This is a genomic window from Mesorhizobium sp. W067 (genome assembly GCF_054719525.1).
In genome coordinates this window covers 3,724,718-3,751,557 of sequence record NZ_JBTTII010000001.1, presented here as the reverse complement: position 1 = coordinate 3,751,557, position 26,840 = coordinate 3,724,718, and the positions used below count along the sequence as shown (strand labels likewise).

Genomic DNA, 26,840 nt, shown 5'->3' with positions numbered 1-26,840 from the left:
GCTCTCCAGGACGTCGTCCAGACAGCCGATGTGAAATCCCTCGATACGCTGCCCGATGGTCTGGATTTGCATGCGACGCATCAGGCCTCGTCGTCGACCTCGAAGTTGGCAGGGACGGCTGAGGATGGCAGGTCGAGAAACCTGGCAAAAGGGGGAGGGGATGGCCGGTACCGCAGGGGGCGGGGGGTTGGGATGGGGTTGCCTGAAGCACCGGCCAAAGCGGGACAAGTCCCACGCCCACAAGCTAGCAGAGGTTGGATCGGTTCATATGGTGTGATCGCGGAACTGGCGCAAAAGCGCTTTCACATCCCCGCGCAGGCGTCGGCAACGAGCCCGCAACCGGGGGTTTCCGGTCGGTTGGTGGATTGCGCAAGCGTCGGTTGAAGGCGCTGCGTGAGGCTGTCGTTTTTAGTGCGGTTCGAGTGCTATGCGCTCAGCGACAGGTGCTCAAGGCAGGGCAATCGCGTGGCGCCACCACATGCGATTGTCCTGCTTACGCCACCGGCAGCGTTCGCCCCGCAATCAGATCCGCAGCCTTCTCCGCAATCATGACCACGGCGGCGTTGGTGTTCGACGACACGATGCTTGGCATGACCGAGCTGTCGCAGACACGCAGGCCTTGCAGACCGCGCACGCGCAGCTCGGGATCGACGACGCTGTCGGCATCGCCGCCCATCCGGCAGGTGCCGACTGGGTGATAGGCGCTGCGGCCATGTTCTCGGGCGAAGGCTTCGAGTGCTGAGCGCCCCTGCATCGCCTTGCCGGGCAGATGCTCGCGGCTGATGTATCTGGCGAAGGCTGGCTGCGACAGGATTTCGCGGCTGATCTCGATGCCGTCGATGGCGCGTTCGAGATCATAGCGCTCGGCGAACGGGTTGGGGTCGATGATGGGCGCATCGCGCAGGTCCGCGGACTTGAGCGTGACGCTGCCGCGCGAACGCGGGCGCACATGGTAGGAGTTCAGCGTGCAGCCATTGCCGCCGGGAACCGAGCCGATGCCTTCCTCGACGCCGGCGCCGGGCAGGAAATGGAACTGGATGTCCGGCGTCTTCTCCGCGCGGTCGCCCCACCAGAAGCCGCCGGCCTCGACGATGTTGGAGGCCACCGGCCCCTTGCCGAACAGCGCATATTCAAGACCGGCGACCGCTTGCCAGCGCTTCTTCTTGTAACGGTCGATGCCATGCGGTCCGTTGAGCTCGGCGACGACATCGACGTCCATGTGATCGTGCAGATTCTGGCCGACGTTTTTGGAATCGTGGACCACCTCGATGCCGTGATGGCCGAGATGCACGGCCGGGCCGATGCCGGACAGCATCAGCAATTTCGGCGAGCCGATGGCGCCGGCGGCGACGATGACTTCGCGCTCGGCGCGGAGCAGTTCGGTGCGGCCATTGACGATGATCTCGACACCGATGGCGCGGCCGTTCTCGACCACGATGCGGCTGACGGAGGCGTCGGTGCGTAGCGTCAGATTCTTGCGGCCGAGCGCCGGCTTCAGATAGGCGACCGCCGTGCTCGAGCGTTTCCCCCGACGCGTCGTCGTCTGGTAGAAGCCGGCGCCCGCCTGCTCACCGGCGTTGAAGTCGGCGCGGAAAGGAAGGCCCGCCTGCTGCGCCGCCTTGACGAAGATGCGGGTCAGCGGATGCGGCGCGCCGCTGGAGACGCCGAGCGGGCCGTCAATGCCATGCTGCGCATCGGCAAAAGTGTCGTTGCCCTCGGAGCGGACGAAGTAGGGCAGCACGTCGGCATAGCTCCAGCCGGCACAGCCGGCGTCAGCCGCCCAGCCGTCATAATCCTGCGGGCAACCGCGGGTGAACACCTGGGCGTTGATCGAGGAGCCCCCGCCCAGCACGCGGGCCTGCGGATAGACCATGGTGCGGCCGTCGATTTCCTTGCCGGGCGCGGTGTCATAGCCCCAGATCAGCGGCCCCGACGTCATCTTGAAGAAGCCGACCGGCAGATGGATGTAGCGATCGGTGTCGGGCGGACCGGCCTCGAGCAGCATGACGGACACGTCCGGGTCCTCGCTCAGCCGGGCGGCCAGAATGCAGCCAGCCGAACCGCCGCCGACAATGATGTAATCCGTCATTTCCACTCCCGGGTTCTCTTTGTTGGAGCATGATCTCCGGACAAAACGGTTTCTCGATTTGTCCGAGAAAACCGGTTCCCACTTCTAGGGATCATGCTCCGGCGGGCGATGAAAATCACCGCCCCTTCCTCTTGCGCGCGACGATCTCAAGTCGCTTGTGCCACGTCAAGAGAAAGGGTATGGTTATCGTGTTGAAGGGTTGTCGTACAAGTGGAGGAGCTTGACGATCCTCACCAGGAGGTCCCGGCCGCGCTCCCTGCGCAAGATGCCGGGCGGAACAGAATTCAATCGGGAGGTTTCGAGGTATGAACGACACGAAGAATTTTGCGGTCAACCGGCGCACGCTGATGATGGGCGCCACCGCCGGCGTGGCGGCACTCGCCATGCCGAGCGTGTTGCGCGCGCAGGACAAGCCGACACTGGTGACGTCGATCCGCTCGCTGTCGAACCCCTATCACGCGGTGTGGAAGACCGGCGCCGAAGCGTATGCCAAATGGGCCGGGCTGGAGCACGTCACGCTGGTTTCGGAAGGCAACAGCGAGAAGGGCATTGCCGACATCAACGCGATGCTGGCCAAGACCGGCGGCAACATGGTGCTGAATTCCGATCCCAACGACACGCCCGATGCGCGCCCGATCGTCGAGGCCTGCGCCAAGGCCGGCGCCTATGTGGTGACCCAGTGGAACAAGCCTGGGGATCTGCACCCGAAGGATTTCAACCCGAACTATGTCTCGCATATCGAGTTCGACGGCATCGACAGCGGCAAGACCATCGCCGAGATCCTGTTCAAGACCATTGGCGGCAAGGGCGGCATCGTAGCGCTCGGCGGCCTGATCTCGACCACGGCGGCGATCGAACGCAAGAAGGGCCTCGACGCAGCGCTTGCCGCCAACCCGGACATCAAGCTGCTCGACTTCCAGGTCGCCAACTGGAAGTCGACCGAAGCCTTCGACCTGATGGGCAATCTGCTCACCCGCTTCGGCGACGACATCAAGGGCATCTGGGCGGCCAATGACGATATGGGCTCGGGCGCTCTGGAAGCGCTGCGCGCCGAAAACCTCGCCGGCAAGGTGCCGATCGTCGGCGTCGACGGCATCAAGACGGCGGTCGATGCGGTGCGCACCGGCGAATTCGCCTGCACCGTCACTTCGGATCCGTTCTGGCAGGGCGGCATGGGTCTCGCCATCGGCTACAACGCCAAGATCGGCAAGTTCGACCCGACCAAGGAGCCCCCGGAGCACCGCGAGTTCTACGGCAAGGCGGTGCTGATCTCGCACGACAATGTCGAGGAATATTACAAGACCAATGTCGATGCGAAGCCCGAGATCGACTGGAACGATCTGTGGGGCCGGGTCACCGGAGCAATCCGTACCTGATCCATCGGAGTGGGCTGCACCTCCCTGGCGGCCCGCTTCCTCCCGCAGCCGTCGCGATCCCCTTGTCGCGACGGCTGTCACCAGCAGACGGGAAGCGGTTTCTTGACAATCCATACAGAACCCCTGAAGTCCGTTTCGGACATCGAGCGGACGACGCCCATGACACCGTTCCCCGGCCGCATCGCGACATTCCTGGGCGGCAGGCGCTGGCGCAGCCTGGCGCCGCTGGCGGTGCTGATTGTACTCTGCGTACTCATCGCCATTGCCAACCCCAATTTCATCGAGCTGCGCAATCTGGTGCGGCTTGCGAATTCCGCCGCCGTGCCGCTGACGCTGGCGATGGGGCTGACCTTCATCATCCTGATGGGCAGCATCGACCTCGCAGTCGAAGGCACGCTTTCGGTGGCGGCGATGGTGCTTGTGCTGCTCGCCGCCAATGACGGCAACGGCAACGACTATGGCTGGTGGGCGGTGCTCGCTGCCATCGCCGCCGGCACCGCCATGGGCTTCGTCAGCGGTCTCGTCCAGGCCATGCTGCGCATCCCGTCCTTCATGGGCACGCTCGGCATGTGGTTCATCGGCCTCGGCCTGTCGGTCTATATGCTGGGCGGCACGGCGATCAAGCTGAACGACGCCTCGATCCGCGACCTGGCCTTGCACCGTTTCCTCGGCCTGCCGGTGGCGGTCTGGGTTGCGTTCGGCGCCTTCCTGCTCGCCACTGTCATCCAGTATCACACCAAGCTCGGCCGCCACATATTGGCGATCGGCGGTGATGAGGATGTCGCCAAGCTCTCCGGCGTCAATGTCGTGCGCGTGCGCATCACCGCTTTTGCGCTGGCAGGGTTCTTCTTCGGCATTGCCGGTGTGCTTGCCGCCGCACAGCTCGGCCAGTCGCATGCCGTCATCGGCGACGGCAGGCTGTTTGCAGCGGTCACGGCAGTGGTCGTCGGCGGCACCGCTTTGACCGGCGGCGAGGGCGGTGTGGTCAACACGCTGATCGGTGTGCTGATCGTCACCGTGCTTGCCAATGGCATGATCCTGCTCGGCATCTCGCCCTACATCCAGCAGACGGTGCAGGGTCTGATGATCATCGCCGCGGTGGCGCTGTCGCTCGACCGTGTCCGCCTGAAAATCGTCAAGTGAACGCCATGCTGCAGGCGTCCAACATCATCAAGAATTTCCCCGGCGTCCAGGCGCTACGCGACGTCTCTATCGAAGTGCGGCCCAACGAGGTGGTCGGGTTGATCGGCGAGAACGGCGCCGGCAAGTCGACGCTGATGCGGGTGCTGGCCGGCGGCTACCGGCCGGATGGCGGCTCGCTCACGCTGGACGGCGAACAGCTGCGCATGCGCAACGCCTGTGATGCGGCCAGGCATGGCATCGGCATGGTGTTCCAGGAGCAGTCGCTGGTGCTCAACCTGACGGTCGCCGAAAATATCTATCTCGGCGAGGAAGACCGTTTCACCCGTTTCGGCCTGGTCAATTGGCGCGCCATGAACGCGGCGGCGCGGCGCCAACTGGCCAAGATCGGCATCGACATCGACGTCACCGCGCGCACCTCCGAACTCACCTTCGCCGCACGCCAGATGGTCGAGCTCGCCAAGGCGCTGACCTTGGAGGAAGTGGTCGAGCGGCAGTTGCTCATCCTGCTCGACGAGCCGACCTCGGTGCTCAATGCCGCTGATATAGAGGTGCTGTTCGCGCGGGTGCGCTCGCTTAAATCCCGCGCCAGTTTTGTGTTCGTCTCGCACCGCCTCGACGAGGTGCTCAACATCTCCGACCGTGTCTACACGATGAAGGACGGCGCGGTCGTCGCCGAGCACCGCGCAGCTGAAGTCACCGCGCCGGAGCTGCACGAGATCATGGTCGGGCGCGGCCTGCAGGCCGAATATTACCGCGAGGCCCGCCAGCTGGCGCCGCGCGATATCGTGATGGTCGAGGCCAAGGGGCTTGGCGCCAACGGTTACTATCACGGCGTCGATCTCTCGATCCGGGCCGGCGAGATTGTCGGCATTGCCGGCGTCGTCGGCTCCGGCCGCGAGGAGGTGACGCGCACCGTTGGCGGCTTCGTCCAGCATGATGCGGGCGAGATGAAAATCGCCGGCGATGCCGTGCGCTTCTCCTCGCCGGAACCGGCGGTGCGCAAGGGCATCGGCTATGTCCCGCGCGAGCGCCGGCTCGAAGGGCTGGTGATGTTCCTGTCGATCGCGGAGAACATTTCGCTGGCCGATCTCTCCAGCGTCATGCGCCATGGCGCCATCGATTATGGCAAGGAGCGCCGGCTTGCCGCCGACTGGATCAAGCGGCTGCGCATCAAGGCGCCCGGTCCCGATGCCGCCTGCCGCAAGCTCAGCGGCGGCAACCAGCAGAAGGTGGTGCTGGCGCGCTGGATGACGGCGGGCTCGCGCATCCTGGTGCTCGACCATCCCACACGCGGCCTCGATGTCGGCGCCAAGGAAGAGGTCTACGAGCTGGTGCGCGATCTCTCCGCGCAAGGCGTGGCGATTCTTTTGATTTCCGACACGCTGGAGGAAACGATCGGCCTGTCGCACCAGGTGCTGGTGATGCGCGATGGTGCAATCACCGCGCGCTTCGATGCCAGTCCGGGCAACAAGCCGAACCAGGTCGATCTTCTCAGGGCAATGGTGTGAGCCGATGAATGAAGCGTTCTCCATCAGGCGGGTTTTCGAAGGCAAGTGGACGCAGGGCGCCATTCCACTGGTGCTGCTGGTCGGCCTGCTGTTGATGATCGAGATCGCCGCGCCCGGCTTCCTCACCGGCGAGACCGTGGCGCTTTTGTTTGCCAACACCGCCGTGCTGTTCATCCTGGCGACCGGCGTCACCTTCGCCATCCTGCTTGGCGGCATCGACTTGTCGATCCAGGCGGTGGCATCGCTGGCCAGCGTCATCCTGGCGCAATTGCTGCCTTCGCTCGGCCTTGCCGCCTTTCCGGTGGCGATCCTGTCGGGGCTCGCCTTCGGCGTGTTGAGCGGCGTCGTTCACGTCAAGCTACGCGTGCCGTCCTTCGTGGCGACGCTCGCCACCGGCGGCGTGGTCACCGGCCTGGCGCTCTGGGTCTCCAATGGCCGCGCCATCACCATCGAGGAGGCTGGTCGCGAAAACACCGCCTGGATCAACGCCACTGTCGCCGGCATTCCCGTGGTGGTGCTGATTTCGACGGTGATCGGCATCGCCGCCTTTCTGGCGCTGCGCTACACGCGCTTCGGCCGCCAGGCGATTGCGGTCGGCGCCGGCGAACCGGCGGCGTGGGCGGCGGGCATCAATGTCGACCGCACCAAGATCATCGCCTTTGCCGCGTCGGGTATGCTCGCGGCCATCGCCGGCGTCGTGCTGGCGGCCAGGCTGTCGAGCGGTTCGCCGGTGCTGGCCAACCAGCTGCTGCTGCCGGCCATCGCCGCCGTCATCGTCGGCGGCACGGCGATCACCGGCGGGCTCGGCGGCGTTGCGCGCACGGCGGTCGGCGCGCTGATCATCTCGATCGTGCGCATCGGCATGACCTTTGTCGGCGTCAACATTTTCCTGGAAAACATGGTGTTCGGCGCGGTACTGATCGCTGCCGTCGCCATTACCATCGACCGCAGCAAGATCGCGGTCATCAAGTGATCCCGCCTCCCAGGCAAGCGCGGACAGGACGGGACCGCATCGGCGCGAGGCCGATGCGGTCCGGCCCGATCGGATTACATCGTGTCGAGGCCGATCAGCTCGATCTTGTAGCCATCGGGGTCTTCGACGAAAGCGATGTGGGTGGTGCCGTGCTGCATCGGGCCGGGCTTGCGCGGGATCTTGGCGCCGCGCTTTTCCAGTTCGGCGCAGACCGCGTAGATGTCATTGACGCCGAGCGCCAGGTGGCCGAAGCCGGTGCCGATCTCATAGGGTTCCTCGCGGCCCCAGTTCAGCGTCAGCTCGACGACGGCTTCCTTGTCCTCGGGGCCGTAGCCGACAAAGGCGTTGGTGAACTTGCCGCCGGGATAGTCGTCGCGGCGCAGCAAGGTCATGCCGAGCACTTCGGTGTAGAAGGCGATCGACTTGTCGAGGTCGAGCACCCTGATCATGGTGTGCATATAGCGAAAGCCCGGGGCGTCGCTCATTGGGGGAAGTCCTCCGAATTCTGTGATTTGCGGGTCTGATCATCCACATCGCACGCTTGGCGGCAAGCCTCGCTTGATGTTCTCAATCAGGGTTGTATGATAACACGACACCGCCGGTATTTGTCCAGCCGTTTTGCCGAGGGGCCCAGAGCCAATCCATGAATGCCGTGCCGCCACCCTCCGCATCGCAGATCGCAGCCCTGGCCGGCTTGCTGCCGAATGGCGGGCTGCTGACCGAGGAAGTGGATCTGGCGCGCTACAGCCGAGATTGGTCGGGCGATCATTTCGGCCGGCCGCTGGCGGTGGCGCGGCCCTCTTCGGTGGAGGAAATGTCGGCGCTGATGCGGTTCTGCCATGCCGAGCGCATTCCGGTCGTGCCGCAAGGCGGCCTGACCGGGCTCGTCGGCGCCGCAGTGGCGGCGGATGGCGGCGAGATCGTCATCTCGCTGGAGCGCATGAACCGTATCCGTTCGATCAGCCCGATCGACTTTGCCATGGTGGTCGAGGCCGGCTGCATTCTCGAGGACGCCAAGCGCGCCGCCGAAGCGAGCGACTGCCTGCTGCCGATCACCTTCGGCGCGCAGGGCAGCTGCCGTATCGGCGGCAATGTCGCCACCAATGCCGGCGGCTTCAACGTGCTGCGCTACGGGATGACGCGGGACCTGGTGCTTGGCCTCGAAGTGGTGCTGGCCGACGGCCGCATCTGGAACGGGCTGAAAGTGCTGCGCAAGGACAATCGCGGCTATGATCTGAAGCAGATCTTCATCGGCTCGGAGGGCACGCTGGGCATCGTCACCGCGGCGGCGCTGAAGCTGTTTCCCAAGCCGACGCAGATCGAAACAGCACTTGTCGGCTTGCGCTCGGTCGAGGATGCGATGGCACTCTATGCCCGCGCCCGGCGCGATTGCAGCGATTTGCTCACCGCCTTCGAACTGATCCTGCGCGGCGGCATCGAGATCACCATGCGCGAAGGCCAGGATTTTCCCGATCCGCTCAGCCAGCCCTATCCCGTCTATGTGCTGATCGAGGTGTCGTCGGGCGGGCTGATCGACCTCTCCAATATGCTGCTGGGGTTTCTCGGCAGCGTCGAGGACATCGTCGAGGACGGCGTCATCGCTTCGACCAGGGCTCAAGGTGAGCGGTTGTGGCTCTACCGCGAGATCATGGTCGAGCGGCAGGGCAGGGGCGGGCGCTACCTGCGCACCGATGTGTCGGTGCCGATCTCCAGGCTTGCCGATTTCGTCACCGATGCGCTGGCCGCCTTGCAGAAAGCCCGGCCCGACGCGCTGGCCGTCACCTACGGCCATGTCGGCGACGGCAACATCCACCTCAACGTCGTGCCGCCGGAAGGCATGGGCACCGAGGCGATGGAACATCTGTTCGAGCAGGCGGAAGCCGAGATCTTCACCGTCGTCGATCGCTATGGCGGCTCTATCAGCGCCGAGCACGGCATCGGCCGGGTCAAGCAGAAGGCGTTCCTCGAACGCATCGATCCGGTGACGCTCGACCTCGCCGCCGGCATCAAGGACGCATTCGACCCGCGCCACATTCTCAGCAACGGCCGCATTCTGGCGTCCGCACCCGCCGTCGACTATAGGTGAGCGATGACGCTGAAACTCGACAAGGTCAATCGCGGCCCACACCTCTCCACTCTGGTGGCCAGTTCCATCTCGCGCGAGATCGCGCAAGGCCGGCTGAAGCCGGGTGACCAGCTGCCGACCGAGGCGGCGCTGGCAACCACTTTCGGGGTCAGCCGCAACGTGGTGCGCGAGGCGATCGCGCGGCTGCGCTCGGAAGGCCGAATCTGGTCGCAGCAGGGGCGCGGCGCCTTCGTGGTCGAGAGCAACAACCCGACGGTGCTGACCATCGACCATGAGACGCTGCAGCGCGCCGACTCGTTTCGCAATCTGTTCGAACTGCGTGGCATCCTCGAAGTGCAGGCGGCGGCCCTTGCCGCAAAACGGCGCAGCGACGCCGATCTCAAAGCCATGGGCGATGCGCTGTCCGGCATGCGCGCCGCCCCCTATGGCAGCGTCGCCTGGCTGCGCAGCGACCTCGAATTCCACCGCACCGTCGCCGAGGCGACGCGCAATTCCTACATGGGCCAATTCCTGGTCTTCGTGTCCGAGCGGGTGCGCGAAAGCATTCTCGCCGCCGGCAACCAGCAAAAGTCGGACGACATGGCCCGCATCACGCTCGGCGAACATGAGCGCATCCTGAGAGCGATCCGTGCCGGCGACGCCGAAGGAGCGCAAGCGGCGATGCGCGACCATCTGGCGGGCGCGGCGCTGCGGGTGGGGTTGCATGAGGGGGAAGCTGCGGAGATAGCGCCGGGGCCCGAGGCGGCGTCTCCGGTACGGCATTCGCGGTTGCGGAAGGCTGTGCGCGGGCAGGCTTAGGGATAGCCTTGCCTTATCCGCGCGCTGGGCCAATCGCCTATGGCGGCGCTGACCCCCACTCCGTCTCGGCTTCGCCGAGCCACCTTGCCGGGGCGAGCCACGGGTCTCGCCCGTCCTTCGGACCCCCATTTCATGGGGGATGAGGAAATGCCAATCTCCGACATCGCAGCCCTTCAAAGCTTGGGTTTCCTCTCCCCCACGAATGTGGGGGTAGAGGTGGCTCGGCGAAGCCGAGACGGAGTGGGGGAGCGCCATATCAGATTTCACTCGGTCGTCGGCTCAACCAGCTCAGGGCCGGAGATAGGCCGCCACCCACCGCGCTATTTCAGCGGCAAAAACAGCTCAAGCACCACCTCGCGCACCGGTCCGTTCGACGAAAAGTGCCGTTGGCAATAGATCGGAAAGTCGCGCGCCTCCTCGCCGCTGGCCGGAAGCCATTCGCGGTACAGGTAAAGCGCTGCCGGCTCGAGATTGTTGGTGTTGCCGGGATAGCGCAGCACCGCGCAGCGTCCGCCGGGGATCACGCCGGCCTTCATCTGCGCGTCCTCGATCGGCCCGCCTTCTACCGGCAGGTCGGTTCCGGCACAAATATCCATGCTGTAATCGGCCGGGTTCGCCGGCTCCCTTTCGGAACGGAAGATGTTGAAGGTCGGGCTTGTGTGGGGCGAGAGGCCGGCCGCCTTGCGCCAGGCGATGAAGCGCTGGATGGTGTCCTGGAGCGTCGCCCGGTCGCCGCGATGCTCCATGATCGCCACCGGCGTCGGGGGCACATCGCGGATCATCACGTCGGCGGGTTCGAAGATTATCTGCATGAGCGTGGTCCTTGCTTTGTCGAGCGGCCCGAAGGCCATGAGCCACGCCCCCCAGTCGGGAGACTTCCGGAACGACGAAGGCGATTGTCCGAACCGTTGCCGAAAGGCGCGGGCGAACGCATCCGGTGCGTCGTAGCCGGCATCCATCGCTATGTCGGTGACGCTTTGGGCGTCGCTCTCGGCAAGCCGGTACGAAGCGCGCTTCAGGCGGGCGAGCTGGACATAGCGATGCACGGACAAGCCGAAGGTAGACGTGAACTGCCGGTGGAAATGGAATTTCGAAAACGCCGCGACGCCGCTTAGCGCCTCCAGGCCCAGATCGCCGTCCAGATGCTGGTCGATGTGGTCCAGCACCCGCTGCATCCGGGCATGGTAGTTTTCAAGTGGCGTCATCAAACGTCTCGTCCTGCGTGGCGACACCAGATAGGCGGTTCCGGACATGTCGCGCTCGACCGATCTTGCGGTTTGACACGGATGGATGGCTGTTCGCTAGGCGGGTGCTTGGAGGTGCGCCAGGTCTGCTCGAGAGCGATGCGGCTGCGGAGTCGGCATCACGGGCGCGAGGGGCAGCGTCTCCGCTGCGGCATTCGAGATTGCGGAAGGCTGTGCGCGGGCGGGCTGACGGTCGAATTTCCGCCTTTGAATGTCCGGCGTTGAATGCCATATTCGTCGGATGGAAATGGATGCCTGCGAAATGAAGGTAGTCGATGGTTGGTCGTACCTCACGATCGACCAAGCGCTTGGTCTAAATCCCAAAATTCCGAAGCGTTGCCCAGAGTGCCATGGCGCTGTCCGTGCACACCGCGAAAGCAACAATGGGATGCGCGCTCATTTCGAACACATCGACGGCCATGATGGATGCTCACTGAAACCGCGAACCTTCTCAGGCAAACGGTCCATGCATCCTCACGCATTATCATGACCGATAAGCACCCGCACTGGCGACAGGTGAGACTGAGGATAAGAAGCTACTCGCCATACGCAACGCGCCGAAGCAGCTATCATAGACGCGACTGGCCAATGCCTGACCTATCAACAAACTAACCAAAACAAAGCAGTAGGTTATACTTCGTGTACCCAAGACTCGATTCCGTTCGGGATGCGATGTATGCAATCCGAATTGGGATGGGTGGAGCATCATGGCTCTTGCATGTGGGGCGGTATGTCAGCCGGCGGAGGTGCGTCGGGAAATAGAGTCGTTTGGTTCAAGCACCAGCCCGATCCGGGTGGACACAGATTCAGGCGAGGGATTTCTCAAATCGATGGGAAATCCGATGGGTTCTGCGATACTTGTGTCGGAATTGGTGTCTGGAGAATTGGCTTCTTGGCTTGGCCTCAAGGTGCCGCCGTTTGCCATAGTCCACGACTGTCAAATAGACCTGACTATGGAAAGGAATGGGGCGCGCATGGTGCCGCCCATGTTCTTTTCACGCGCCGTTGATGGAACCCCACACGACGGAGGAGACACTTTTTTGTCTCGTCTCCGAGAGCCTGGTGACGTGGCGTTGCTGGTTGTTTTCGATACGTGGGTCCGCAATTGGGACCGGTTTTTTGATGGACAAGACAACGCCGACAACCTACTTTATGTGAAGGCTGAGGGGCGTCGTAAATACGATCTTGTCCCCATCGATCATTCAAGCTGTTTTATTGGGAATGACGTTGATTTTCCTATGGGGCCGGCCCCTGAGGCATGGGTCCTAGACCCAAATGTATATGGTAAGTTTCCGGCCTTCGATCCATATATCGACGCGAAGTCAGTCAAGCGCGCCGTCGAGAAGCTGTCTCAATTAAAGCGCGATTTCGTGGTTGAAGTCGTTAATTCTATTCCTGCACAATGGGGCTTTGGCCCCAACGCCGCGCTCTCGCTGGTCGATTTGATTTGTGAGCGCGGCCAATATGTGGTGAACACGATCTCAGGGCGATTGGTGGATGAACCGGAAATCCCGGGGTTGGTAAAATGATCCGAGAGTCACAAGGCTATTTTTCGCTCGTTCAATACTCAGAGTTCCCGGAGCGGGCTGAGTTTGTGAACATTGGCGTCATTGTGTTCGCTCATGCTTCGGTTTTTGTGAAGTTTAGCCATAGCCCGCGCCGCGCCGAGCAGGCGTTCAAAATCCATCTCGGTAACCATTTTCAGCACCTGAAAGAATCGATGGAAGGTCGATTGCGGTATGAATTTGGTAACGGCTGGGACAGGGAAAAGATCGAGAAATTTATAGGGCTTAGGTCTGGGAAGGTTCGCCTGTCCCCGGTTCGATCTGTGTTGGTTAAAGACCCCGAGAAGCTTGTCAGCGAACTGTTCGAAAAGCTGGTTGGTGAGGTACCCAGCTGGCCGCGCGGCCAAAGGCTGTCGACAAAACTGGCGCAAGCTTTTCGTTCTAATGGCGTCGAAGACTTCCTCGTGAAGCCTGACCCCGTCCATCTTTCCGGAGGCGTAAAGATCGAGGTTCCCTTTGCCTATCAGAATGGAGCCTTCAATCTGATTGACGCCGTGTCGCTTGCGGGTGACCCGGATAAGGCGCTCAACCGCGTCAGCCCGCATATGATAGAAGGCGAACTTCTTTACCAAGAAACCGCCCTTGATCGACCTGCTCGCTTAGTGGTGGTCGGGGACGATGCGCAGGCACAGGATGCGGAATTCGTAAACATGATTGCGGAGCAAATGGACCGCCACCATGTCCGATTCTATACCCTAAATGAGATCGAGCCGTTGGTTAGGGACATTCGCCAGAATTACGTCCTCCATCGCTAGTTCCGCGTTCGACGCCTTGCAATTTGTCAATCGCGGTTTCAAACCCCTTTCGCCTTCATATGCTTTAAGCTTCCGGGCGGCTCCGTTGAGCCGCTCGGATTTCACGCCAAGGGCTACAGGATGTAGGGACCGTTGGCTTGCGCCCGAATCCACCCGTTTTCTATTGGCCCGGTGATGTCGCCTCCACCAGCGACACCCCGTTCAACCCCGCAACAATATCCGACAGCGCCGGCACGAATTTCTCGCCGTGGCCGGTGGTGACCGCCGTGGCAAAGCCATTGCGCACCGCAGCGCCGATCGGGTTGGCGATGCCGGCGGCCTGGGCGAAGGAGGCGAGATAGGTCATGTCCTTGAGCGCGTTGGCGATGGCGAAGCGCTGGGCGTTTTCGTTGCGGTTGAGGACGAAATCGAAGAAGGCCTGGTAGAAGCCGCAATCCATGCGGCTGCCGGAGATGACGCTGTTGAAGACCTGCGGCGTCAGGCCGGCCTTGGCGCCGAGGCTCAGCGCTTCCGAGTAGATCGCGGAATAGCCCATCGAGACGAAATTGTTGAGCAGCTTCATGGTGTGGCCGCTGCCGGTCGGGCCGGTGTGGACGATTCGCGCAGCGAAGGCTTCCAGCACCGGCCGCGCTCGGGCGACGATTTCGGCCGGGCCGCCGACTATGACGTCGAGCTTGCCCTCGGTGGCTTCCTTGGGCGTGCGCGCCAGCGGCGCGTCGATCAGCGTTATGTCTTGCTGGGTGAGGTCAGCGGCAAGCGCCGTCGTCGATGACGGGTTGGAGGTCGAGCAGTCGATGATCAGCAGCGGCTTCGCGGCTGCGGCAAGGCCATCCGGACGCTTGACCAGCGCTTCGACCTCGCGCGAGGCGGTGACGCACAGGATGACGATGTCGCAGGCAGCGGCGAGGTCGCGCGGGCTGGCCGCTTCAGTGGCACCGGCCGCAATCAGCCGGTCGGCTGCGGTGCGGCTGCGGTGGACATGCACCGTCAGCGGCCAGCCTTTGCGCAGCAGATTGTCGGCCATGCCGGCGCCCATGCTGCCCAGGCCGATGAAGCCGATGCGTTCTTTCATGCAATCCTCCCATGGCTCGTGCCAGCGGGCCGAACTTTCGTCACCTTGCGGCGGGCACCCGTCGATGCAATTCTTTGAACAAGAATCGAACCGGAGTCGCGCTGATGGCGGAGCCCATGACTTTCGACGCCATACCGCAGGCGCCCAACCTGCGGACGGGTCTGGTCAACACTTTGATCGCGCAGATCGAATCCGGCGACCTCGCGCCGGGCCAGCGGCTGCCGACCGAGCAGGAAATCGTCGCCGCCACGGGTGTAAGCCGCACCGTGGTGCGCGAGGCGCTGGCGGCGCTGCGTGCGCGCGGGCTGATTACCACGCGCCAGGGGCTCGGCGCCTTCGTCGCCAAGGATCCGCCGCCGAAGACGTTTTCCGTGCTGCCCGACGATCTCGAATCGATCGACGAGGTGCTGCGCGTGCTCGAACTGCGCATGGGCATCGAGGTCGAAGCGACAGGCCTCGCCGCCGAACGGCGCAGCGAGGCGGCGCTCCAGCAGATGAGCGCGCGGCTCGACGCGCTGGAGGCGGCGGTGCGTGCCGGCGGCTCCGGCTCGGAAGAGGATTTCGGCTTCCACCGCGCCATTCTCGCCGCGACGCAGAACCCGAATTTCACCCGGCTGTTCGACACGTTCGGCAGCGCCATGATCCCGCGCCATTGGAGGCGGCTCGACCGGATGACGGAGGCCGAGCGGGAAAAATATCTCGACCGCATGCAGCGCGAGCACCGCGCCATTCTCGGGGCCATCGGAGCCAGGGACGTCAATGCCGCGCGGCGCGCCATGCGCAGCCATCTGACCAAAAGTTATGCCCGCTTCGAGGATCTGCGCGACAAGGCTGTTCACGATTAGGGAGCCAACCACGGTTGACGGACTGCTCATCCGGCGAGCCCGCCGAGATAAAGTTCGCGCATCAGCGACATGTTCCTCCCGGCTCCAAATTGTTGCAATCTTGCCTGGTTGTCATACAACCCTGTAATCTGGTAAATCCCAGGAAGAGGAATGTCAATCGCGTTGCCATGCGATATGAGGCTCCCCGAAGAATCGCAATCATGGAGCCGGCATTGCCGGCGAAGCCGCAGTCAGGAACAGCGAGATGCAGTCACGGAAATTTGGCCGTACCGGCAGATCAGTCAGCGAGATCGGCTTCGGCGCTTGGGCGATCGGCGCCGCCTGGGGCGAGGTCAATGACGACGATGCGGTCGCCGCCCTGCATGCCGCGCTCGATGCCGGCGTCAGCTTCCTCGACACCGCCGACGTCTATGGCGACGGCCGTTCGGAAAAGCTGATCGCACGGGTGATGAAGGAACGCGGTGGCGCGCGCCCGTTCATCGCCACCAAGGCCGGACGGCGGCTGCCGAAGCAGACGGTCGAGGGCTACAGCGTCGAGAACCTCACCGGCTGGATCGACCGCAGCCTGAAATACCTCGAGACCGACACGCTCGACCTGGTGCAGCTGCATTGCCCGCCGACCGATCTCTACTATCATCCGGAGGTGTTCGAGCGTCTCGACAAGCTCACCGAGCAGGGCAAGATCCGCAATTACGGCGTCAGCGTCGAGCGTGTCGAAGAGGCGCTGAAGGCGATGCAATATCCCGGCGTCGTCAGCGTGCAGATCATCTTCAACGCCTTCCGCCAGCGCCCGGCCGAGCTGTTCTTCGACCAGGCGAAAAAGAACGATGTCGCCGTCATCGCCCGCGTGCCGCTGGCCAGCGGCCTGTTGTCCGGCAAGTTCAGGGCGGACACCAAGTTCGAGACCACCGACCATCGCCTGTTCAACAGGAAAGGCGAAGCCTTCGATGTCGGCGAGACGTTTTCGGGCGTGCCCTATGAGGTCGGCCTAGCGGCGGTCGAGAAGGTGCGGCCGCTGGTGTCAGGCGACACCACGATGGCGAAATTCGCTCTGCGCTGGATCCTGATGTTCGACGCTGTGACGGTTGTCATTCCCGGCGCCCGCAATCCGGCGCAGGCGGTTTCCAATGCGGAAGCGGCGGAGCTTGCGCCGTTGTCCTCCGAGTCGATGGCCAAGGTGAAGGCGGTCTACGACGAGAACATCAAGCCCTACGTGCATCAGCGCTGGTAACCCGGCGCCTGCCGGCCTCGATCGGCTGACTGACCAGAGGTCAGCCGGGCCAAATTGCGTTCGTCCGTCACAAGCCGTGCAGCGGATTCTATGATCCATCGGTCATTTAATCGGCCGCGCCGCTTGTTATTGTGCAGTGCAGCAACGATATTGCTGCGTGTGCGTTGTGTGCACGAGTCTGCCCATTCCGGCGCGCAAGGATACCGATTTGCGAGACATATCCGATACGATCGCCCGGCTGAGCGCGATGCGCGGCCGGCCAGCCGGTGCAGGACAGAGCAAGGACGATCACCTGTCCGAGATGACAGGGTTCGGGTCCAATCCCGGCGCCTTGCGCGCGCGGTTTTATCTCCCTGAAAACCTGCCGAAGCAGGCAGCGCTGGTCGTGGTGCTGCATGGCTGTACCCAGAATGCAGCCGCTTACGATCATGGTTCCGGCTGGACCGAACTTGCTGCCGAGCAGGGTTTTGCCGTGCTTCTCCCCGAGCAGCAGCGCGCCAACAACGCCAATCTTTGCTTCAACTGGTTCGTGCCGGGCGATGTAAGCCGCGACAGCGGCGAGGCACTGTCCATCCGCCAGATGATCGAGGCGGCGGTGGTCACCCACGGTCTCGACCGCAAGCGGATATTCGTCACCGGTCTTTCCGCCGGCGGCGCCATGGCGGCGGTGATGCTGGCGACCTACCCGGACGTGTTTGCCGGTGGCGCGATCATTGCCGGGCTTGCCTATGGCAGCGCCTCGACCATCCCCGAAGCCTTCGACCGCATGCGTGGCCATGGCGGACCGTCCAGAAGCGACCTGCAGCGTCTGTTGCGGGAAGCTTCGCCGCACAAGGGGCCGTGGCCGAGGATTTCGGTCTGGCAGGGCTCGGCCGATACGACCGTGGTGCCTTCCAATGCCGACGCGGTGCTGGCGCAATGGCAGGGCGTGCACGGCCTCGCTCAAGCGCCGACACGCACGGAAAAGGTCGACGGTCAGGGCCGAAAAGTCTGGTGCGATGGCAAAGGCCGCGACGTGGTCGAGGCATACAGCATTGCCGGCATGGGCCATGGCACGCCATTGCAGGCGAGCGGCGACAATGCTCTCGGCAAAGCAGGGCCGTTCATGCTGGATGTCGGGATTTCCTCGACGCGCCACATCGCCCGTTTCTGGGGGCTGACGAAGCCAGACGTACGACGCGCGGCGAAAGCCGAGGCCGCTTCAGGCACTGCATTGCAGCCTTTCTCGCCGAAGGAAAAACCGCGAGCTGTCCGTGTCGATCCGGCCCCGGAGCCTGTCAATCCGCCAAGCGGTCCGGCGGGCGGGATTACCAAGGTCATCGAGGACGCGCTCAGGGCAGCGGGATTGATGCGCTGAGGCTGAGGCTCGCCCCGCACACGCCCAAAACACAAGGGCAAGCGCCAGCATCATTATCGCAGCAGGCCTTCGTCCTCGAACGCATCCCAGCCCTTCAATCCGGGCGCCGGGCCGTCCGTGTTCCGGGCCTTCCTCGCAGTGCGAGCCCGGCCGGTGCCCTTTCCCGCGCGCGTCAGCGCGGCCTTGCCCGCACCGCGCCGCCTGTTCTCGGCGACCGCCTGGACATCCTGCTCTCTCCAGACGGTTGCCAGATCGCGGTCCAGGACGTCCTCGATGTGGCGCGGGTCGAAAACGTGGAAGGTGACAGACTTTGATCGCCCACGCATCTTGACGGTGCGTGTGCCGGTGCTTTGCAGCCGACCGTCCTTGAGCCATTTGTGGCGCTCGCGCGAAGAGATCGTAAGGATATCCTCGACCTCGCGTGGAAGCACAGGCAGCGCTTCCACTCCCTCCAGTGTTTTGGAGATATTGGCAGAGGCGGCCTTGAACGCTTCCGCTTCGGATCTCGACATTCGCAATGCGATGCGGCCCGTCTCGGCCTTGACGTGCTTCCTGACTGCCCATGGCAGTCGGGCTCTGACTTCACGTTCGATCCCCTTGGAGCGCACGGCGGACCCGAGTGTCGCTGACGGCGACAACGGCCATTCGGCAATCAGTTGCGGGGACGGGCACATGTTTTCCTGGGCTGGTTTCGTTGGTTCGATGCTAACACGGCAAGAGCCGGTCAAGCCAAGGCAACAGCGAAAAGGGGCAGGTCCGAATAGAACCCGCCCCTTATGGCCGAATCTGAACGTCGCTTGCAGTGCGCCGACAGCACCTTCGGCCCCGCCGCCGTACGGCGACGGGGCTCGATGATCAGAGTGGGCTGGCGTTGCGCGTTCTGTCGCGCTCGGCCTCGATGTCGGTGTAGGGGTCGGCATTGGCATCGAAGCCGGTCCAGCCACCGGCTTCATAGGCGCGTCGGCGGTCTTGCAGATCGACCGAGTTGGACTCGCCAAGAATACGCTCGGCCTCGTCGGCGAGTTCGTCACTGACCCTGGCGGTCACCATCGTGCCACCGCGGCGAACGCCCTCCGCATAGACATGCGCATCCCTTTCGGGGACGCCTGACTCGGTCAGCGCCCCGACGATGCCGCCGGCAGCGCCCCCGACGACCGCGCCGCCAACGGCGCCGACCGCGGTGGCGGCCAGCCATCCTGCGGCCACGACCGGACCGACGCCCGGAATGGCCATGATGCCGAGCCCTGTCAGAAGCCCGCCGGCGCCGCCAATGACGGCTCCGAGACCGGCGCCGCCGGCTGCATCCTCGGCGGCGTTGGAGGTGTCGCCATCGTCGTACCAGTCGTCCGAATTGTTGGCGACGATGCTGATGTCGGCCTGCGGCACGCCGATTGCCTCCAGTTCGCCGACGGCATCGGAGGCATCATCGTAGTTGTCGAAAAGTCCGGTTACGGTTTTCATGGTCTTGATCTCCTCGATCTGGTTCAGAGGTTCAGTTGGCGCCGGCAACGACGTTGCCCTGATAATCGAGCGCCACGGTCGTGGTCTTGCCATCCTTGGTGGCCTGACCGCGCCAGATGCCCTGGTCGTCTTTGGTCAGCTTGGACACGCCGGAGAAGCCGGCATCCTGAATGCGGCTCTTCGCCTGATCCTCGGTGAAGCTGTTGGCACCCGGGACCGGGGCGGCCGAATTGGTGGTGTCGGTCGTGCTCACGGCCGGGGTGGTGGAGCTGGTGGTCGACGATGCATTGTCGGCGGAAGCGATCTTCTCGACCATTTCCTGATGCATTTTGAGCGTCGGCAAGGTCTCGGAGGCGAAGGTCTTCAGCTGCGCGTTGTCGCCGTCCTTGGCGTAGCTCTCGAACAGCGTGACCGCCTCCGAATGCGCATCGCGCTGCATCTGGACATAGGGCTTGTCAACGGCATCGTTGGCATTCTGCAGAGCCTCCAGATCGGCCTTGTGCTTGGCGTCCAGCTCCGTCGGCACTTTCAGCTTCTGTTCGCCGGCGATGGTCGCAAGCTTGGCGTTGGCGGCGCCGTGATCGTCGATCATCTTCTTGGCGAAATCCTTGACGCCTTGATCCTGGGCCTTGCCTTCTGCGATCTTGCTGGAGTCCACTTCGAACAGGCCGCCGATGGCAGCCTTGTCGACAAAGTCCTGAGCACTGTCGGCGGCGAAGGCGGGCAGGGCGAAGACCATGGCTGTGGCGGTGGCCAGCGAAGCTAGAAGAACACGTGTTTTCATGGACAGAAATCCTCGTTGGGGCACACATCGTGCTGTGAGCCTAACCAGTGCGGCCAAGCTTTGTTCCGCCGCCCAAGCGTTATAACCGGGAGGGTCGATGCCGCGATGATGGCCCCTCATCCTCGGCTTTTTGCGCCTTTGCCATGCCGACGCTGAGGACGGCGACCCGCTCGATGGGCGCCTTGCAAGTCGATCAAAAAGGGAAACGAGGCCCTTCGCCGCCGGCAAGTGAACACCGCCCGCGGTGAACTATCGAGGTTCAGCGATCGTTGCGTTCGAGGCGGCGCGCAACCTCTGTCTGGGCGACCTGCAGCAGCGTGTCTATTTCGAACATCGCCGCCGCATGGCCGCCGTCGCGAATGACACGGCGGGCGCGGTGTAGCAGATCGGAGACCGTCCGCAGCGTTTCAGCATGGCTCGATCGATTCGACAAATGCGTGCCCTCCATCAGCCACAACCGTTGGATCGGGAGAGTGTTCCCAAAGTTGGCGGCCGGCCGGGTGAATGACTGTGAGCGCAGGCAGCGGAACCATCCTTGTCCGTTGGCCGTTCCCCCTGCCTCAACGAAAGGAACAGCCATGGCCGAGAACGACACCCCGAAGGACACCGCGAAGGACACCCCCAAGGACACCCCGAAGATTTCCGCCCGAGAGGCCCAGGAGGCCCTGGAGAAGCAGGTCGCATCGCTGAGGCGCGAGATCAGCAAGATCAACCGGACGCTTGCCGAGCGCGCAGAAGATGCCGTCGGCGAAGCCGGCGGCTGGTACGGCAGCGCGACCGAGCGCGCGGCACGGGCAACGCAGCAGCTGAGATCGCAGGCGCAGACGGTGTCCGAAGCCGTCCAGCAAAATCCCGGCACCATCAGCAGCGCTTTCGTGCTTGGCGGCATTGCCGGGCTGTTGATCGGCATGCTGCTCGGGCAAAGCCAGGAACGCGACCGAGGCTGGTTCTAGCGAGGTATCTTACGAATATTGCGCCCGCCGGCTTTGCTGGCGGGCTTTGTATGGACGCCAGATCACTGTGGCTTTGAGTGAAAAACTCCCCGCTCGGGTAAACGGGATTTGTGGTCGCCGCCGCCTGCGTGGCGCCCTCGACAGGTGAGTTGAGTTTCCCTGCCGCGGTCGTATGTTGTTGACCGCAGTGGAGGATCACAAATGCCCATTCGACGCAAAGCCACCGAGGCCGGCGTTTTGCAGCCATCCGAACTCGAGCTGTTGGGTCGTGTATTCGAGCAGCTTAAGCGCGACGGTCAATCGCCGGAAGCACGCGACGCCATCGCATCCCGGATTATCGCGAACTATATGGCCGGCGTGGTCGACGAAGCCGAGCTCGTCAGTCTTTCGAGGCAACCGCTGGGCCGGTAGTGCGCTTTCCATTCCGGGTTCAGAAGAGTTTCAGGTCGTCAAATCAGAGGGATAAGGCAATGCCGGCTGACCCACCGATAGAGCGACGGTCGCTTATCCGTGATCTTGTTCTGAAGGAAGCGACAATCCGCGTTGGCGACGCCAGTATCAATTGTCTGGTTTGCAACCAGCACGCCCATGGCGCGGAGCTACGGGTGAAGGCCGATATCGCAATCCCCGACCGTTTCGTGCTTCACGTGCCGGTCGATCATACCAGCTATCGCGCCGTGGTGCGGTGGAGACGGAACGAGCGACTTGGGGTGCAGCTTGATTCGGGAAGGCAGGCCTAGATGGCGGTAGCCGGGACGGATCACCCAGCTGTTCAAGTGCAGGGTTGATGGGACAAGGCAGGGCTCGTTTGCGGCACGAACGCTTCTTCCATGCTGCTTGCGATTTGCAATCAGTTGCTATAGCGTCTGACTGCTTGCAAATTACAAGCGGTTAATCCGTGAACCGACTATGCGAAGGCGCTGCTTATGGCCAAACTTATCTTGGGAATGAACGTTTCCATCGATGGCTATGTCGATGACCTTGCCGGAAATCTGGTCATGGGCGCACCAAGCCAGAAGCACTTCGAGTACTGGATCGAGACGATTCGCAACCATGCCGGCGCTGTGTATGGCCGCCGGATGTACGAGGTCATGCGCTATTGGGACGATGATCACGCGGAATGGGATGCTTCGCTTCGCCAGTTCGCGACACTCTGGCGCAAGCTGCCCAAATGGGTCGTTTCGCGCACACTTTCGCGGGTAGGCCCAAACGCCACCCTCATCTCCGGCGATATTGAAGATCAGATTCGCGAGATCGCGGCCCGCGCGGAGGGCACCCTGAGCGTTTCCGGTCCGGAACTGGCCGGTCTTATGACCGGGCTGGGCCTGATCGAGGAATATCACCTGCACGTGAGGCCATTCGTGCTCGGCAAGGGCAAGCCTTTCTTCCACGAGGCAAGGCCTGCGCTGCAACTGGTGTCGAGCACATTGATCGATGACGATACGGTTCATATGATCTATGTGCCGCGAGGCTGAACGATAAGGCGCTTCAGCGCCAACATGCGAACCTGGAGAGGGCCTGGTCCCGGCCTTCGCACCGAGGTCTCACATGTCAGCTTGCGTGCTGGGTACCCAAGCAGCAGAGGGTCTGCTGTCGGCCGAAAATCTGCCGGTCAGCAATGCGCCCCATTCCGGTCAAAGAGGCCTTGCCGCCGTTCCTCGCCCGAAGCGCCGCTTCGGTTGGTCCTTCAGTGACCTGGCGGCCCAAGGGCGTCGTCCTCCACCGCCCGACCTCGTCCGCAACTCATCGTTGCCGCCAGCGGCTCTGCTCCTGGCCTTCCCGCGATGACCGAGCGGGTAGTGAAACATCATGGTCAAGCCTGAAAAGCAAGGTACAACCTAGCCGCCTTTCCAGGCCTGCGTCATCATCGTCCAGCAGTTCAGGATCCTGCGTGCGCCAGCCGGGTCCGTCGGGTCGGCCGGCCGCACAGTTTTTTTCATCCCGCTGGAACATTGGCGAAGGAATGCAGTTGGGGTCGCTGCAGATGCCGCCGCGTGGTGCCTGTGGGCGATTGGTGGCAACACCTGATCGGCCGCCGCTCCTTTACGAGGCGGCTTAGCGTGTGAGCCAATCCTGCAGCAAAGGCCTTGGGATTGGAACGACCAACAGGAGGCAGTCATGAAGCACCAGACACTCGATCAACTCCAGTCAGTCGCGGACATCAGTCCACTATCGCCGGCTCTGCTGGCTACAAGGACGCAACGGATAGAGCGGTGGGCGGAACTGCTCTATCGAAATCCGACGCGCTCCCTTGTGGCTCTCACCGGGACCGAGCATCTGCATCCCTCTGTCCGCGGAGAAGCGCGCGCGGTCGGATCGGCGATCAGTGTCGCTTTTGACGATCCACTGCTGCGTGCATCGGGCATGCAATCGGATACCTACGGGGAAGCCAGACGCTTCTTCGAACTCTCCGATTGGCAGTTGCATGAGATCGTCTGCAGTTGCCACACCGGCGCCACCATGCAGGCTGGCTGGGCCGCCGGGCGTGTCCGCAGGGTTCTCAATGGGAGCAAGATATTGGCTTGGCTGAGAAAAGGATTCATGCCGCACTGAGACACAGCGCTTGCGCCTGAAGAAGCATGCAGGCTCCAGCAGAGATTGCATCGGCTCCGCGAAGGCATGGCTGATCTCAATGGAGTAGGGCGGCCGAGTTGCTTGCGACTTCAGAAATGACGTTCACCATTGCTTAGTGGACCTCGTCAGGGTGATCGGCAATTTCGTGAATAGCGAGTACGAGCGCCAGTTTCGACCAACCGGTCGGCAGCGCCCGCGTGACCAAGCGGGGTTACTTATCCTCGGTGGGTCACATGTGCGCTTCGTCAGCGGTATAGCCTGCCAATCCCTCCACAGCCGTTTTGACGCTGCGAAAAGCTCGAGGCGTGAGGGGGCAATTTGACCCAGGAATCCCGACAACGGACCTTCCGCTTTCGGCCCCGAAATTGAAATTCGAGGCCCGCCCCATCACCCCGGAAAGATCGTAAACCCGCCATCGACGCGGAGCACCTGCCCATTGATAAACCGCGCCCGCGGGCCAGCCAGAAACGCCACCGCCTCGGCGATCTCTTCGGGCTCGGCATAGCGGTTCAGCGATTTCCTGCTCGAGTCCATGCGCTCGGGATCGACCACGCGGGTCGCCTGGAAGCGCGCCGTCTTGGTGGCGCCGGGGCTGACCGCATTGATGCGCACGCCGTCGTCGATCAGTTCCTTGGCGAGGCAGCGGGTGTAATGCACGACCGCGGCCTTCAAGGTGGAATAGACGACCTCGGGCGAGCAGCCGAGATGGGCCGCCGCCGACGCGATGTTGATGACGGAGCCGCCGCCGCGCTGCTTCATCGGCGGCACGAAGGCCTGGCAGACCAGCATCGTGCCGATGAGATTGTTCTCTGTGAGCACGCGGATGTCGTCCAGTTCGATGTCGAGGGCGTTGTTGGGGTTCGGCTTGCCGCCCTTGGCGCCAATGTCGCCGCCGGCGCAATTGACCAGCACATGCACATCGCCGAGATCGGCCTCGATCTTGCGCTTCATCTCGGCCACCGCCTTCTGGTCGCCAATGTTGCCGGTCACCGACGTGACCTTCGTGCCGTGCCGCTTCAGGCGCTCGACCACTTCGCCGAGATTGGCGAACTCGCCATATTTGGCCGGCGCTTCCTCGTTCATGTCGTGGATTGCGACATTGGCGCCGAGTTCGGCCAGGCGCTCGGCCATCACGCGGCCGAGGCCGCGGCCGGAGCCGGTTACGAAGGCGGTCAATCCATCTAGTTCACGTGCTGTCATCGGATTTTCTCCATCAAACCAAATTTGCGCATGTTGGCGGCGCTGCGCCGGATCATGTCGAGCTCATAGGAAACCAGTGAGACGTCGTCTTCGCGCTCCCAAGGCGTGCGGTAGTCGGCATCGTCGGGCAGCCGGTTGCGCTGGGCTGCCGCCAGGCAGGCGGCAAAGTCGCGCGCCGTCTTCTCGGGGTAGCCGCGCCACCAGTCGTCGCTGAGATAGCGGACATGCCGCGCCTCCAATGCGCCCGGTTCGAGAACGGCGGTCATGCGATCGTGGTGTTGGCCAAGAATGGCGAACAGCTCGGCAAACGGCACCGCACCGTCGCCGATGGCACAACGGATCAGCCGATAGCCTTCGGTCGTGAACTGCACGCGGTAATCCTTGAGGTGAACATGGTGGACATAGGGGGCGATCACCTTCGTAAAATCGAGCGGCGCTTCGCCGACCGGGAACGTGTTGCCGGTGTCGAAGGTGACGCCCACACTGTCACCACCGAGGGCGCAGAAATCGACGAGTTCCCTGCTGGTGAAGTCCTGGTGGTTTTCGATCGCAAGGACATACCCTTCGGCATTCGCGCGGGGACCCCACTCCACCAATCGCTCTCGAATGATGCCGGCGTACTCGCTCCATTTTTCGCCGGCGGCGTTGCGGTCGCCGCAGAGAACCGGCGTCAGCGCCGTCCGGATGATTTTGGCCTTGAGCAGGCGCGCGGCCCGAAACGCATCGTCGAGCGGTTCGCCCACCAGCAGGCCGCCGCTGACGACCGGCGCGATGCGAAGGCCGGCGAGCCGTTCGCGCAGCGCGATCACCGCGTCGTCGGAAAGCTCGGTCAGCCATGGCACCCAGATCTCCAGCACGCGCGCGCCGAGATCGGTCGCGAGCGCGATGAAACCTTCGAGCCCCGCAGGTCTAGGATTGGCGCGTTGCGTGCCGCGGCCCTGGAGGCCGAGATGATAGGTCAGGCCGTAGGGGTTCAGGCCGACCTCGAGCATGAAGCGATCCTTTGAGTCAGGTGTGGTCATCGCAGGCCGGCATCCACGGTGATCGACTGCTTGGTGATCATGCGGCTGTCGTCGGCGGCGAGGAACAGCACCGTGCGCGCGATCTCCTCGCCGAGCAGAACCTGGCGGATCACCTGGCGCTGCACGACCTGATCGACCGAACCTTGGGTCTTGTACCAAAGCTCCCGCTGCCGGTCGGTGATGACGGCGCCCGGCTCGATGGCGTTGACGCGGATGTTGTCGGGGCCAAACGCCCGCGCCAGCGCGAAGGTCAGCCCGACCACCGCAGCCTTGGCCGCCGCATAGGGGGCCATCTCTGATGCGCCGAAACGCCAGGCGATCGAAGAAAAATTGACGATCGAACCAAAGCCCAATTCCTGCATGTGCGGATGCACAGCCTGGGCGGCAAAGAAGTGGTGCCTGAGGTTCACATCCTGGGCGTGGTCCCAGTATTCCTGCGTCACGTCGGCGACCGAGAGGCGATTGTCATCGGCGGCGTTGTTGACCAGCACCGAGACAGGCCCCAGGCGGTCGCGCACCGTGCCGATCGCGGCCTGGAGGGCGGGGATATCGGTCACATCGCAGCGCAGGAACAGGGGCGCGTGCGCTGCCGCGGCGGCGAGTTCCCGCGCGAGCGCCTCGCCGGCCTCCTGCTGCAGATCAAGAAACGCCACTCGTGCGCCATTGGCGCAGAAGGCGCGGACCGTGTCGGCGCCGATGCCCGACGCGCCGCCGGTGATCAGCACGACACGCTCGGACAGGCTCGGATAGGTGGCGAAGGACAAGGCGGAACTCTTTTCAGATCAAGCTTCGGGTCAGATCGGG

26 protein-coding genes are annotated in these 26,840 nt (G+C 63.3%); 15 read left to right on the top strand and 11 right to left on the bottom strand.

The genetic code is table 11. The features are described 5' to 3' along the window. Positions 1 to 493 precede the first annotated feature (493 nt). The gene (locus tag ACYG97_RS18240; RefSeq protein WP_023733557.1) at positions 494 to 2,089 is read right to left on the bottom strand and encodes a GMC family oxidoreductase; all 1,596 of its coding nucleotides are present in this window, start codon (positions 2,087 to 2,089) and stop codon (positions 494 to 496) included. Between the two features lie 305 nt (positions 2,090 to 2,394). Between ACYG97_RS18240 and ACYG97_RS18235 the strand changes: the two genes are divergently transcribed. The 4 genes from ACYG97_RS18235 (at position 2,395) to ACYG97_RS18220 (ending at position 7,089) form a co-directional block, all read left to right on the top strand. Beyond that, on the top strand, positions 2,395 to 3,465 hold the full coding sequence (locus tag ACYG97_RS18235) for a sugar ABC transporter substrate-binding protein (RefSeq protein ID WP_023733556.1): 1,071 nt from the start codon (positions 2,395 to 2,397) through the stop codon (positions 3,463 to 3,465). 159 nt (positions 3,466 to 3,624) lie between these two features. Next, positions 3,625 to 4,608, top strand: coding sequence for an ABC transporter permease (locus ACYG97_RS18230; RefSeq protein ID WP_023733555.1), 984 nt, complete (start codon positions 3,625 to 3,627; stop codon positions 4,606 to 4,608). 5 nt (positions 4,609 to 4,613) lie between these two features. Further along, positions 4,614 to 6,116: a sugar ABC transporter ATP-binding protein gene (locus ACYG97_RS18225; RefSeq protein WP_023733554.1), complete on the top strand. Its 1,503-nt coding sequence runs from the start codon at positions 4,614 to 4,616 to the stop codon at positions 6,114 to 6,116. Between the two features lie 4 nt (positions 6,117 to 6,120). Beyond that, on the top strand, positions 6,121 to 7,089 hold the full coding sequence (locus tag ACYG97_RS18220) for an ABC transporter permease (protein WP_023733553.1): 969 nt from the start codon (positions 6,121 to 6,123) through the stop codon (positions 7,087 to 7,089). A 74-nt stretch (positions 7,090 to 7,163) separates the two neighbouring features. On the opposite strand, the gene gloA is transcribed toward ACYG97_RS18220, so the two are convergent. Next, complete coding sequence (gloA, locus tag ACYG97_RS18215) at positions 7,164 to 7,574, bottom strand: lactoylglutathione lyase (RefSeq protein ID WP_019856614.1); 411 nt, start codon at positions 7,572 to 7,574, stop codon at positions 7,164 to 7,166. A 158-nt stretch (positions 7,575 to 7,732) separates the two neighbouring features. Here gloA and ACYG97_RS18210 point away from each other — a divergent pair, with 158 nt between their 5' ends. Next, on the top strand, positions 7,733 to 9,175 hold the full coding sequence (locus ACYG97_RS18210; RefSeq protein WP_023733552.1) for an FAD-binding oxidoreductase: 1,443 nt from the start codon (positions 7,733 to 7,735) through the stop codon (positions 9,173 to 9,175). 3 nt (positions 9,176 to 9,178) lie between these two features. Beyond that, positions 9,179 to 9,973, top strand: coding sequence for a FadR/GntR family transcriptional regulator (locus tag ACYG97_RS18205; protein WP_023671079.1), 795 nt, complete (start codon positions 9,179 to 9,181; stop codon positions 9,971 to 9,973). 320 nt (positions 9,974 to 10,293) lie between these two features. Here ACYG97_RS18205 and ACYG97_RS18200 read toward each other — a convergent pair whose 3' ends face one another. Next, positions 10,294 to 11,178 carry an AraC family transcriptional regulator gene (locus tag ACYG97_RS18200; protein WP_031262131.1) on the bottom strand — a complete coding sequence of 295 codons (885 nt, stop codon included), beginning with the start codon at positions 11,176 to 11,178 and terminating at the stop codon, positions 10,294 to 10,296. A gap of 746 nt (positions 11,179 to 11,924) precedes the next feature. On the opposite strand from ACYG97_RS18200, the gene ACYG97_RS18195 reads away from it, so the two are divergent. After that, on the top strand, positions 11,925 to 12,746 hold the full coding sequence (locus ACYG97_RS18195) for a HipA family kinase (protein ID WP_156931487.1): 822 nt from the start codon (positions 11,925 to 11,927) through the stop codon (positions 12,744 to 12,746). Further along, a complete protein-coding gene (locus tag ACYG97_RS18190; RefSeq protein ID WP_023733549.1) occupies positions 12,743 to 13,537 on the top strand; it encodes a DUF3037 domain-containing protein in 795 nt (264 codons plus the stop codon). Before ACYG97_RS18195 ends, ACYG97_RS18190 begins: the two co-directional genes overlap by 4 nt. 160 nt (positions 13,538 to 13,697) lie before the next feature. Here ACYG97_RS18190 and ACYG97_RS18185 read toward each other — a convergent pair whose 3' ends face one another. Next, positions 13,698 to 14,675: an NAD(P)-dependent oxidoreductase gene (locus ACYG97_RS18185; protein ID WP_280940048.1), complete on the bottom strand. Its 978-nt coding sequence runs from the start codon at positions 14,673 to 14,675 to the stop codon at positions 13,698 to 13,700. A 38-nt stretch (positions 14,676 to 14,713) separates the two neighbouring features. Here ACYG97_RS18185 and ACYG97_RS18180 point away from each other — a divergent pair, with 38 nt between their 5' ends. The 3 genes from ACYG97_RS18180 to ACYG97_RS18170 all read left to right on the top strand — a co-directional run bounded on the left by ACYG97_RS18180 (position 14,714) and on the right by ACYG97_RS18170 (position 18,042). Continuing rightward, positions 14,714 to 15,454, top strand: a complete 741-nt coding sequence (locus tag ACYG97_RS18180; RefSeq protein ID WP_023733547.1) for a FadR/GntR family transcriptional regulator — start codon at positions 14,714 to 14,716, stop codon at positions 15,452 to 15,454. A gap of 244 nt (positions 15,455 to 15,698) precedes the next feature. Continuing rightward, on the top strand, positions 15,699 to 16,685 hold the full coding sequence (locus ACYG97_RS18175) for an aldo/keto reductase (RefSeq protein WP_023733546.1): 987 nt from the start codon (positions 15,699 to 15,701) through the stop codon (positions 16,683 to 16,685). A gap of 208 nt (positions 16,686 to 16,893) precedes the next feature. Further along, on the top strand, positions 16,894 to 18,042 hold the full coding sequence (locus ACYG97_RS18170) for an extracellular catalytic domain type 1 short-chain-length polyhydroxyalkanoate depolymerase (RefSeq protein WP_023733545.1): 1,149 nt from the start codon (positions 16,894 to 16,896) through the stop codon (positions 18,040 to 18,042). 53 nt (positions 18,043 to 18,095) lie between these two features. Here ACYG97_RS18170 and ACYG97_RS18165 read toward each other — a convergent pair whose 3' ends face one another. The 4 genes from ACYG97_RS18165 to ACYG97_RS18150 form a co-directional block, all read right to left on the bottom strand. Next, positions 18,096 to 18,716 carry a hypothetical protein gene (locus tag ACYG97_RS18165; RefSeq protein ID WP_023733544.1) on the bottom strand — a complete coding sequence of 207 codons (621 nt, stop codon included), beginning with the start codon at positions 18,714 to 18,716 and terminating at the stop codon, positions 18,096 to 18,098. Positions 18,717 to 18,897: 181 nt separating this feature from the next. After that, positions 18,898 to 19,503, bottom strand: coding sequence for a general stress protein (locus ACYG97_RS18160; protein WP_023704148.1), 606 nt, complete (start codon positions 19,501 to 19,503; stop codon positions 18,898 to 18,900). A 31-nt stretch (positions 19,504 to 19,534) separates the two neighbouring features. Then, positions 19,535 to 20,287 carry a DUF4142 domain-containing protein gene (locus ACYG97_RS18155; RefSeq protein ID WP_023733543.1) on the bottom strand — a complete coding sequence of 251 codons (753 nt, stop codon included), beginning with the start codon at positions 20,285 to 20,287 and terminating at the stop codon, positions 19,535 to 19,537. A 259-nt stretch (positions 20,288 to 20,546) separates the two neighbouring features. Next, a complete protein-coding gene (locus ACYG97_RS18150) occupies positions 20,547 to 20,720 on the bottom strand; it encodes a hypothetical protein (RefSeq protein ID WP_155923304.1) in 174 nt (57 codons plus the stop codon). A 145-nt stretch (positions 20,721 to 20,865) separates the two neighbouring features. Between ACYG97_RS18150 and ACYG97_RS18145 the strand changes: the two genes are divergently transcribed. The 4 genes from ACYG97_RS18145 to ACYG97_RS18130 all read left to right on the top strand — a co-directional run bounded on the left by ACYG97_RS18145 (position 20,866) and on the right by ACYG97_RS18130 (position 23,793). Continuing rightward, positions 20,866 to 21,240 carry a hypothetical protein gene (locus tag ACYG97_RS18145; RefSeq protein WP_023733542.1) on the top strand — a complete coding sequence of 125 codons (375 nt, stop codon included), beginning with the start codon at positions 20,866 to 20,868 and terminating at the stop codon, positions 21,238 to 21,240. A gap of 201 nt (positions 21,241 to 21,441) precedes the next feature. Then, a complete protein-coding gene (locus tag ACYG97_RS18140) occupies positions 21,442 to 21,651 on the top strand; it encodes a hypothetical protein (protein WP_023671091.1) in 210 nt (69 codons plus the stop codon). Between the two features lie 515 nt (positions 21,652 to 22,166). Next, entirely contained in the window at positions 22,167 to 22,715 is a 549-nt protein-coding gene (locus ACYG97_RS18135) for a dihydrofolate reductase family protein (RefSeq protein ID WP_023733540.1), read from the top strand. Between the two features lie 643 nt (positions 22,716 to 23,358). Next, complete coding sequence (locus tag ACYG97_RS18130) at positions 23,359 to 23,793, top strand: hypothetical protein (RefSeq protein ID WP_023671095.1); 435 nt, start codon at positions 23,359 to 23,361, stop codon at positions 23,791 to 23,793. 408 nt (positions 23,794 to 24,201) lie between these two features. On the opposite strand, the gene ACYG97_RS18125 is transcribed toward ACYG97_RS18130, so the two are convergent. Genes ACYG97_RS18125 through ACYG97_RS18115 form a run of 3 tightly spaced genes read right to left on the bottom strand, consistent with a single transcriptional unit; the run spans position 24,202 to position 26,800 of the window. Then, positions 24,202 to 25,014, bottom strand: coding sequence for an SDR family NAD(P)-dependent oxidoreductase (locus tag ACYG97_RS18125; protein WP_023733539.1), 813 nt, complete (start codon positions 25,012 to 25,014; stop codon positions 24,202 to 24,204). Continuing rightward, complete coding sequence (locus ACYG97_RS18120; RefSeq protein ID WP_031262129.1) at positions 25,011 to 26,006, bottom strand: sugar phosphate isomerase/epimerase family protein; 996 nt, start codon at positions 26,004 to 26,006, stop codon at positions 25,011 to 25,013. The genes ACYG97_RS18125 and ACYG97_RS18120 overlap by 4 nt, the downstream gene beginning before the upstream one ends. A 26-nt stretch (positions 26,007 to 26,032) precedes the next feature. Beyond that, complete coding sequence (locus ACYG97_RS18115; RefSeq protein WP_023733537.1) at positions 26,033 to 26,800, bottom strand: SDR family NAD(P)-dependent oxidoreductase; 768 nt, start codon at positions 26,798 to 26,800, stop codon at positions 26,033 to 26,035. Positions 26,801 to 26,840 lie beyond the last annotated feature (40 nt).

What these genes read in the sequence shown, in the direction of transcription:
- ACYG97_RS18225 (WP_023733554.1), top strand. Translation starts at nt 4,614, where the DNA reads ATGCTGCAGGCGTCCAACATCATCAAGAATTTCCCCGGCGTCCAGGCG.
- ACYG97_RS18120 (WP_031262129.1), bottom strand. Translation starts at nt 26,006, where the DNA reads ATGCTCGAGGTCGGCCTGAACCCCTACGGCCTGACCTATCATCTCGGC.
- ACYG97_RS18175 (WP_023733546.1), top strand. Translation starts at nt 15,699, where the DNA reads ATGCAGTCACGGAAATTTGGCCGTACCGGCAGATCAGTCAGCGAGATC.
- ACYG97_RS18220 (WP_023733553.1), top strand. Translation starts at nt 6,121, where the DNA reads ATGAATGAAGCGTTCTCCATCAGGCGGGTTTTCGAAGGCAAGTGGACG.
- ACYG97_RS18155 (WP_023733543.1), bottom strand. Translation starts at nt 20,287, where the DNA reads ATGAAAACACGTGTTCTTCTAGCTTCGCTGGCCACCGCCACAGCCATG.
- ACYG97_RS18230 (WP_023733555.1), top strand. Translation starts at nt 3,625, where the DNA reads ATGACACCGTTCCCCGGCCGCATCGCGACATTCCTGGGCGGCAGGCGC.
- ACYG97_RS18160 (WP_023704148.1), bottom strand. Translation starts at nt 19,503, where the DNA reads ATGAAAACCGTAACCGGACTTTTCGACAACTACGATGATGCCTCCGAT.
- ACYG97_RS18190 (WP_023733549.1), top strand. Translation starts at nt 12,743, where the DNA reads ATGATCCGAGAGTCACAAGGCTATTTTTCGCTCGTTCAATACTCAGAG.
- ACYG97_RS18235 (WP_023733556.1), top strand. Translation starts at nt 2,395, where the DNA reads ATGAACGACACGAAGAATTTTGCGGTCAACCGGCGCACGCTGATGATG.
- ACYG97_RS18200 (WP_031262131.1), bottom strand. Translation starts at nt 11,178, where the DNA reads ATGACGCCACTTGAAAACTACCATGCCCGGATGCAGCGGGTGCTGGAC.
- ACYG97_RS18135 (WP_023733540.1), top strand. Translation starts at nt 22,167, where the DNA reads ATGGCCAAACTTATCTTGGGAATGAACGTTTCCATCGATGGCTATGTC.
- ACYG97_RS18205 (WP_023671079.1), top strand. Translation starts at nt 9,179, where the DNA reads ATGACGCTGAAACTCGACAAGGTCAATCGCGGCCCACACCTCTCCACT.
- ACYG97_RS18210 (WP_023733552.1), top strand. Translation starts at nt 7,733, where the DNA reads ATGAATGCCGTGCCGCCACCCTCCGCATCGCAGATCGCAGCCCTGGCC.
- ACYG97_RS18195 (WP_156931487.1), top strand. Translation starts at nt 11,925, where the DNA reads ATGGCTCTTGCATGTGGGGCGGTATGTCAGCCGGCGGAGGTGCGTCGG.
- ACYG97_RS18130 (WP_023671095.1), top strand. Translation starts at nt 23,359, where the DNA reads ATGAAGCACCAGACACTCGATCAACTCCAGTCAGTCGCGGACATCAGT.
- ACYG97_RS18125 (WP_023733539.1), bottom strand. Translation starts at nt 25,014, where the DNA reads ATGACAGCACGTGAACTAGATGGATTGACCGCCTTCGTAACCGGCTCC.
- ACYG97_RS18240 (WP_023733557.1), bottom strand. Translation starts at nt 2,089, where the DNA reads ATGACGGATTACATCATTGTCGGCGGCGGTTCGGCTGGCTGCATTCTG.
- ACYG97_RS18140 (WP_023671091.1), top strand. Translation starts at nt 21,442, where the DNA reads ATGCCCATTCGACGCAAAGCCACCGAGGCCGGCGTTTTGCAGCCATCC.
- ACYG97_RS18180 (WP_023733547.1), top strand. Translation starts at nt 14,714, where the DNA reads ATGGCGGAGCCCATGACTTTCGACGCCATACCGCAGGCGCCCAACCTG.
- gloA (WP_019856614.1), bottom strand. Translation starts at nt 7,574, where the DNA reads ATGAGCGACGCCCCGGGCTTTCGCTATATGCACACCATGATCAGGGTG.
- ACYG97_RS18165 (WP_023733544.1), bottom strand. Translation starts at nt 18,716, where the DNA reads ATGTGCCCGTCCCCGCAACTGATTGCCGAATGGCCGTTGTCGCCGTCA.
- ACYG97_RS18145 (WP_023733542.1), top strand. Translation starts at nt 20,866, where the DNA reads ATGGCCGAGAACGACACCCCGAAGGACACCGCGAAGGACACCCCCAAG.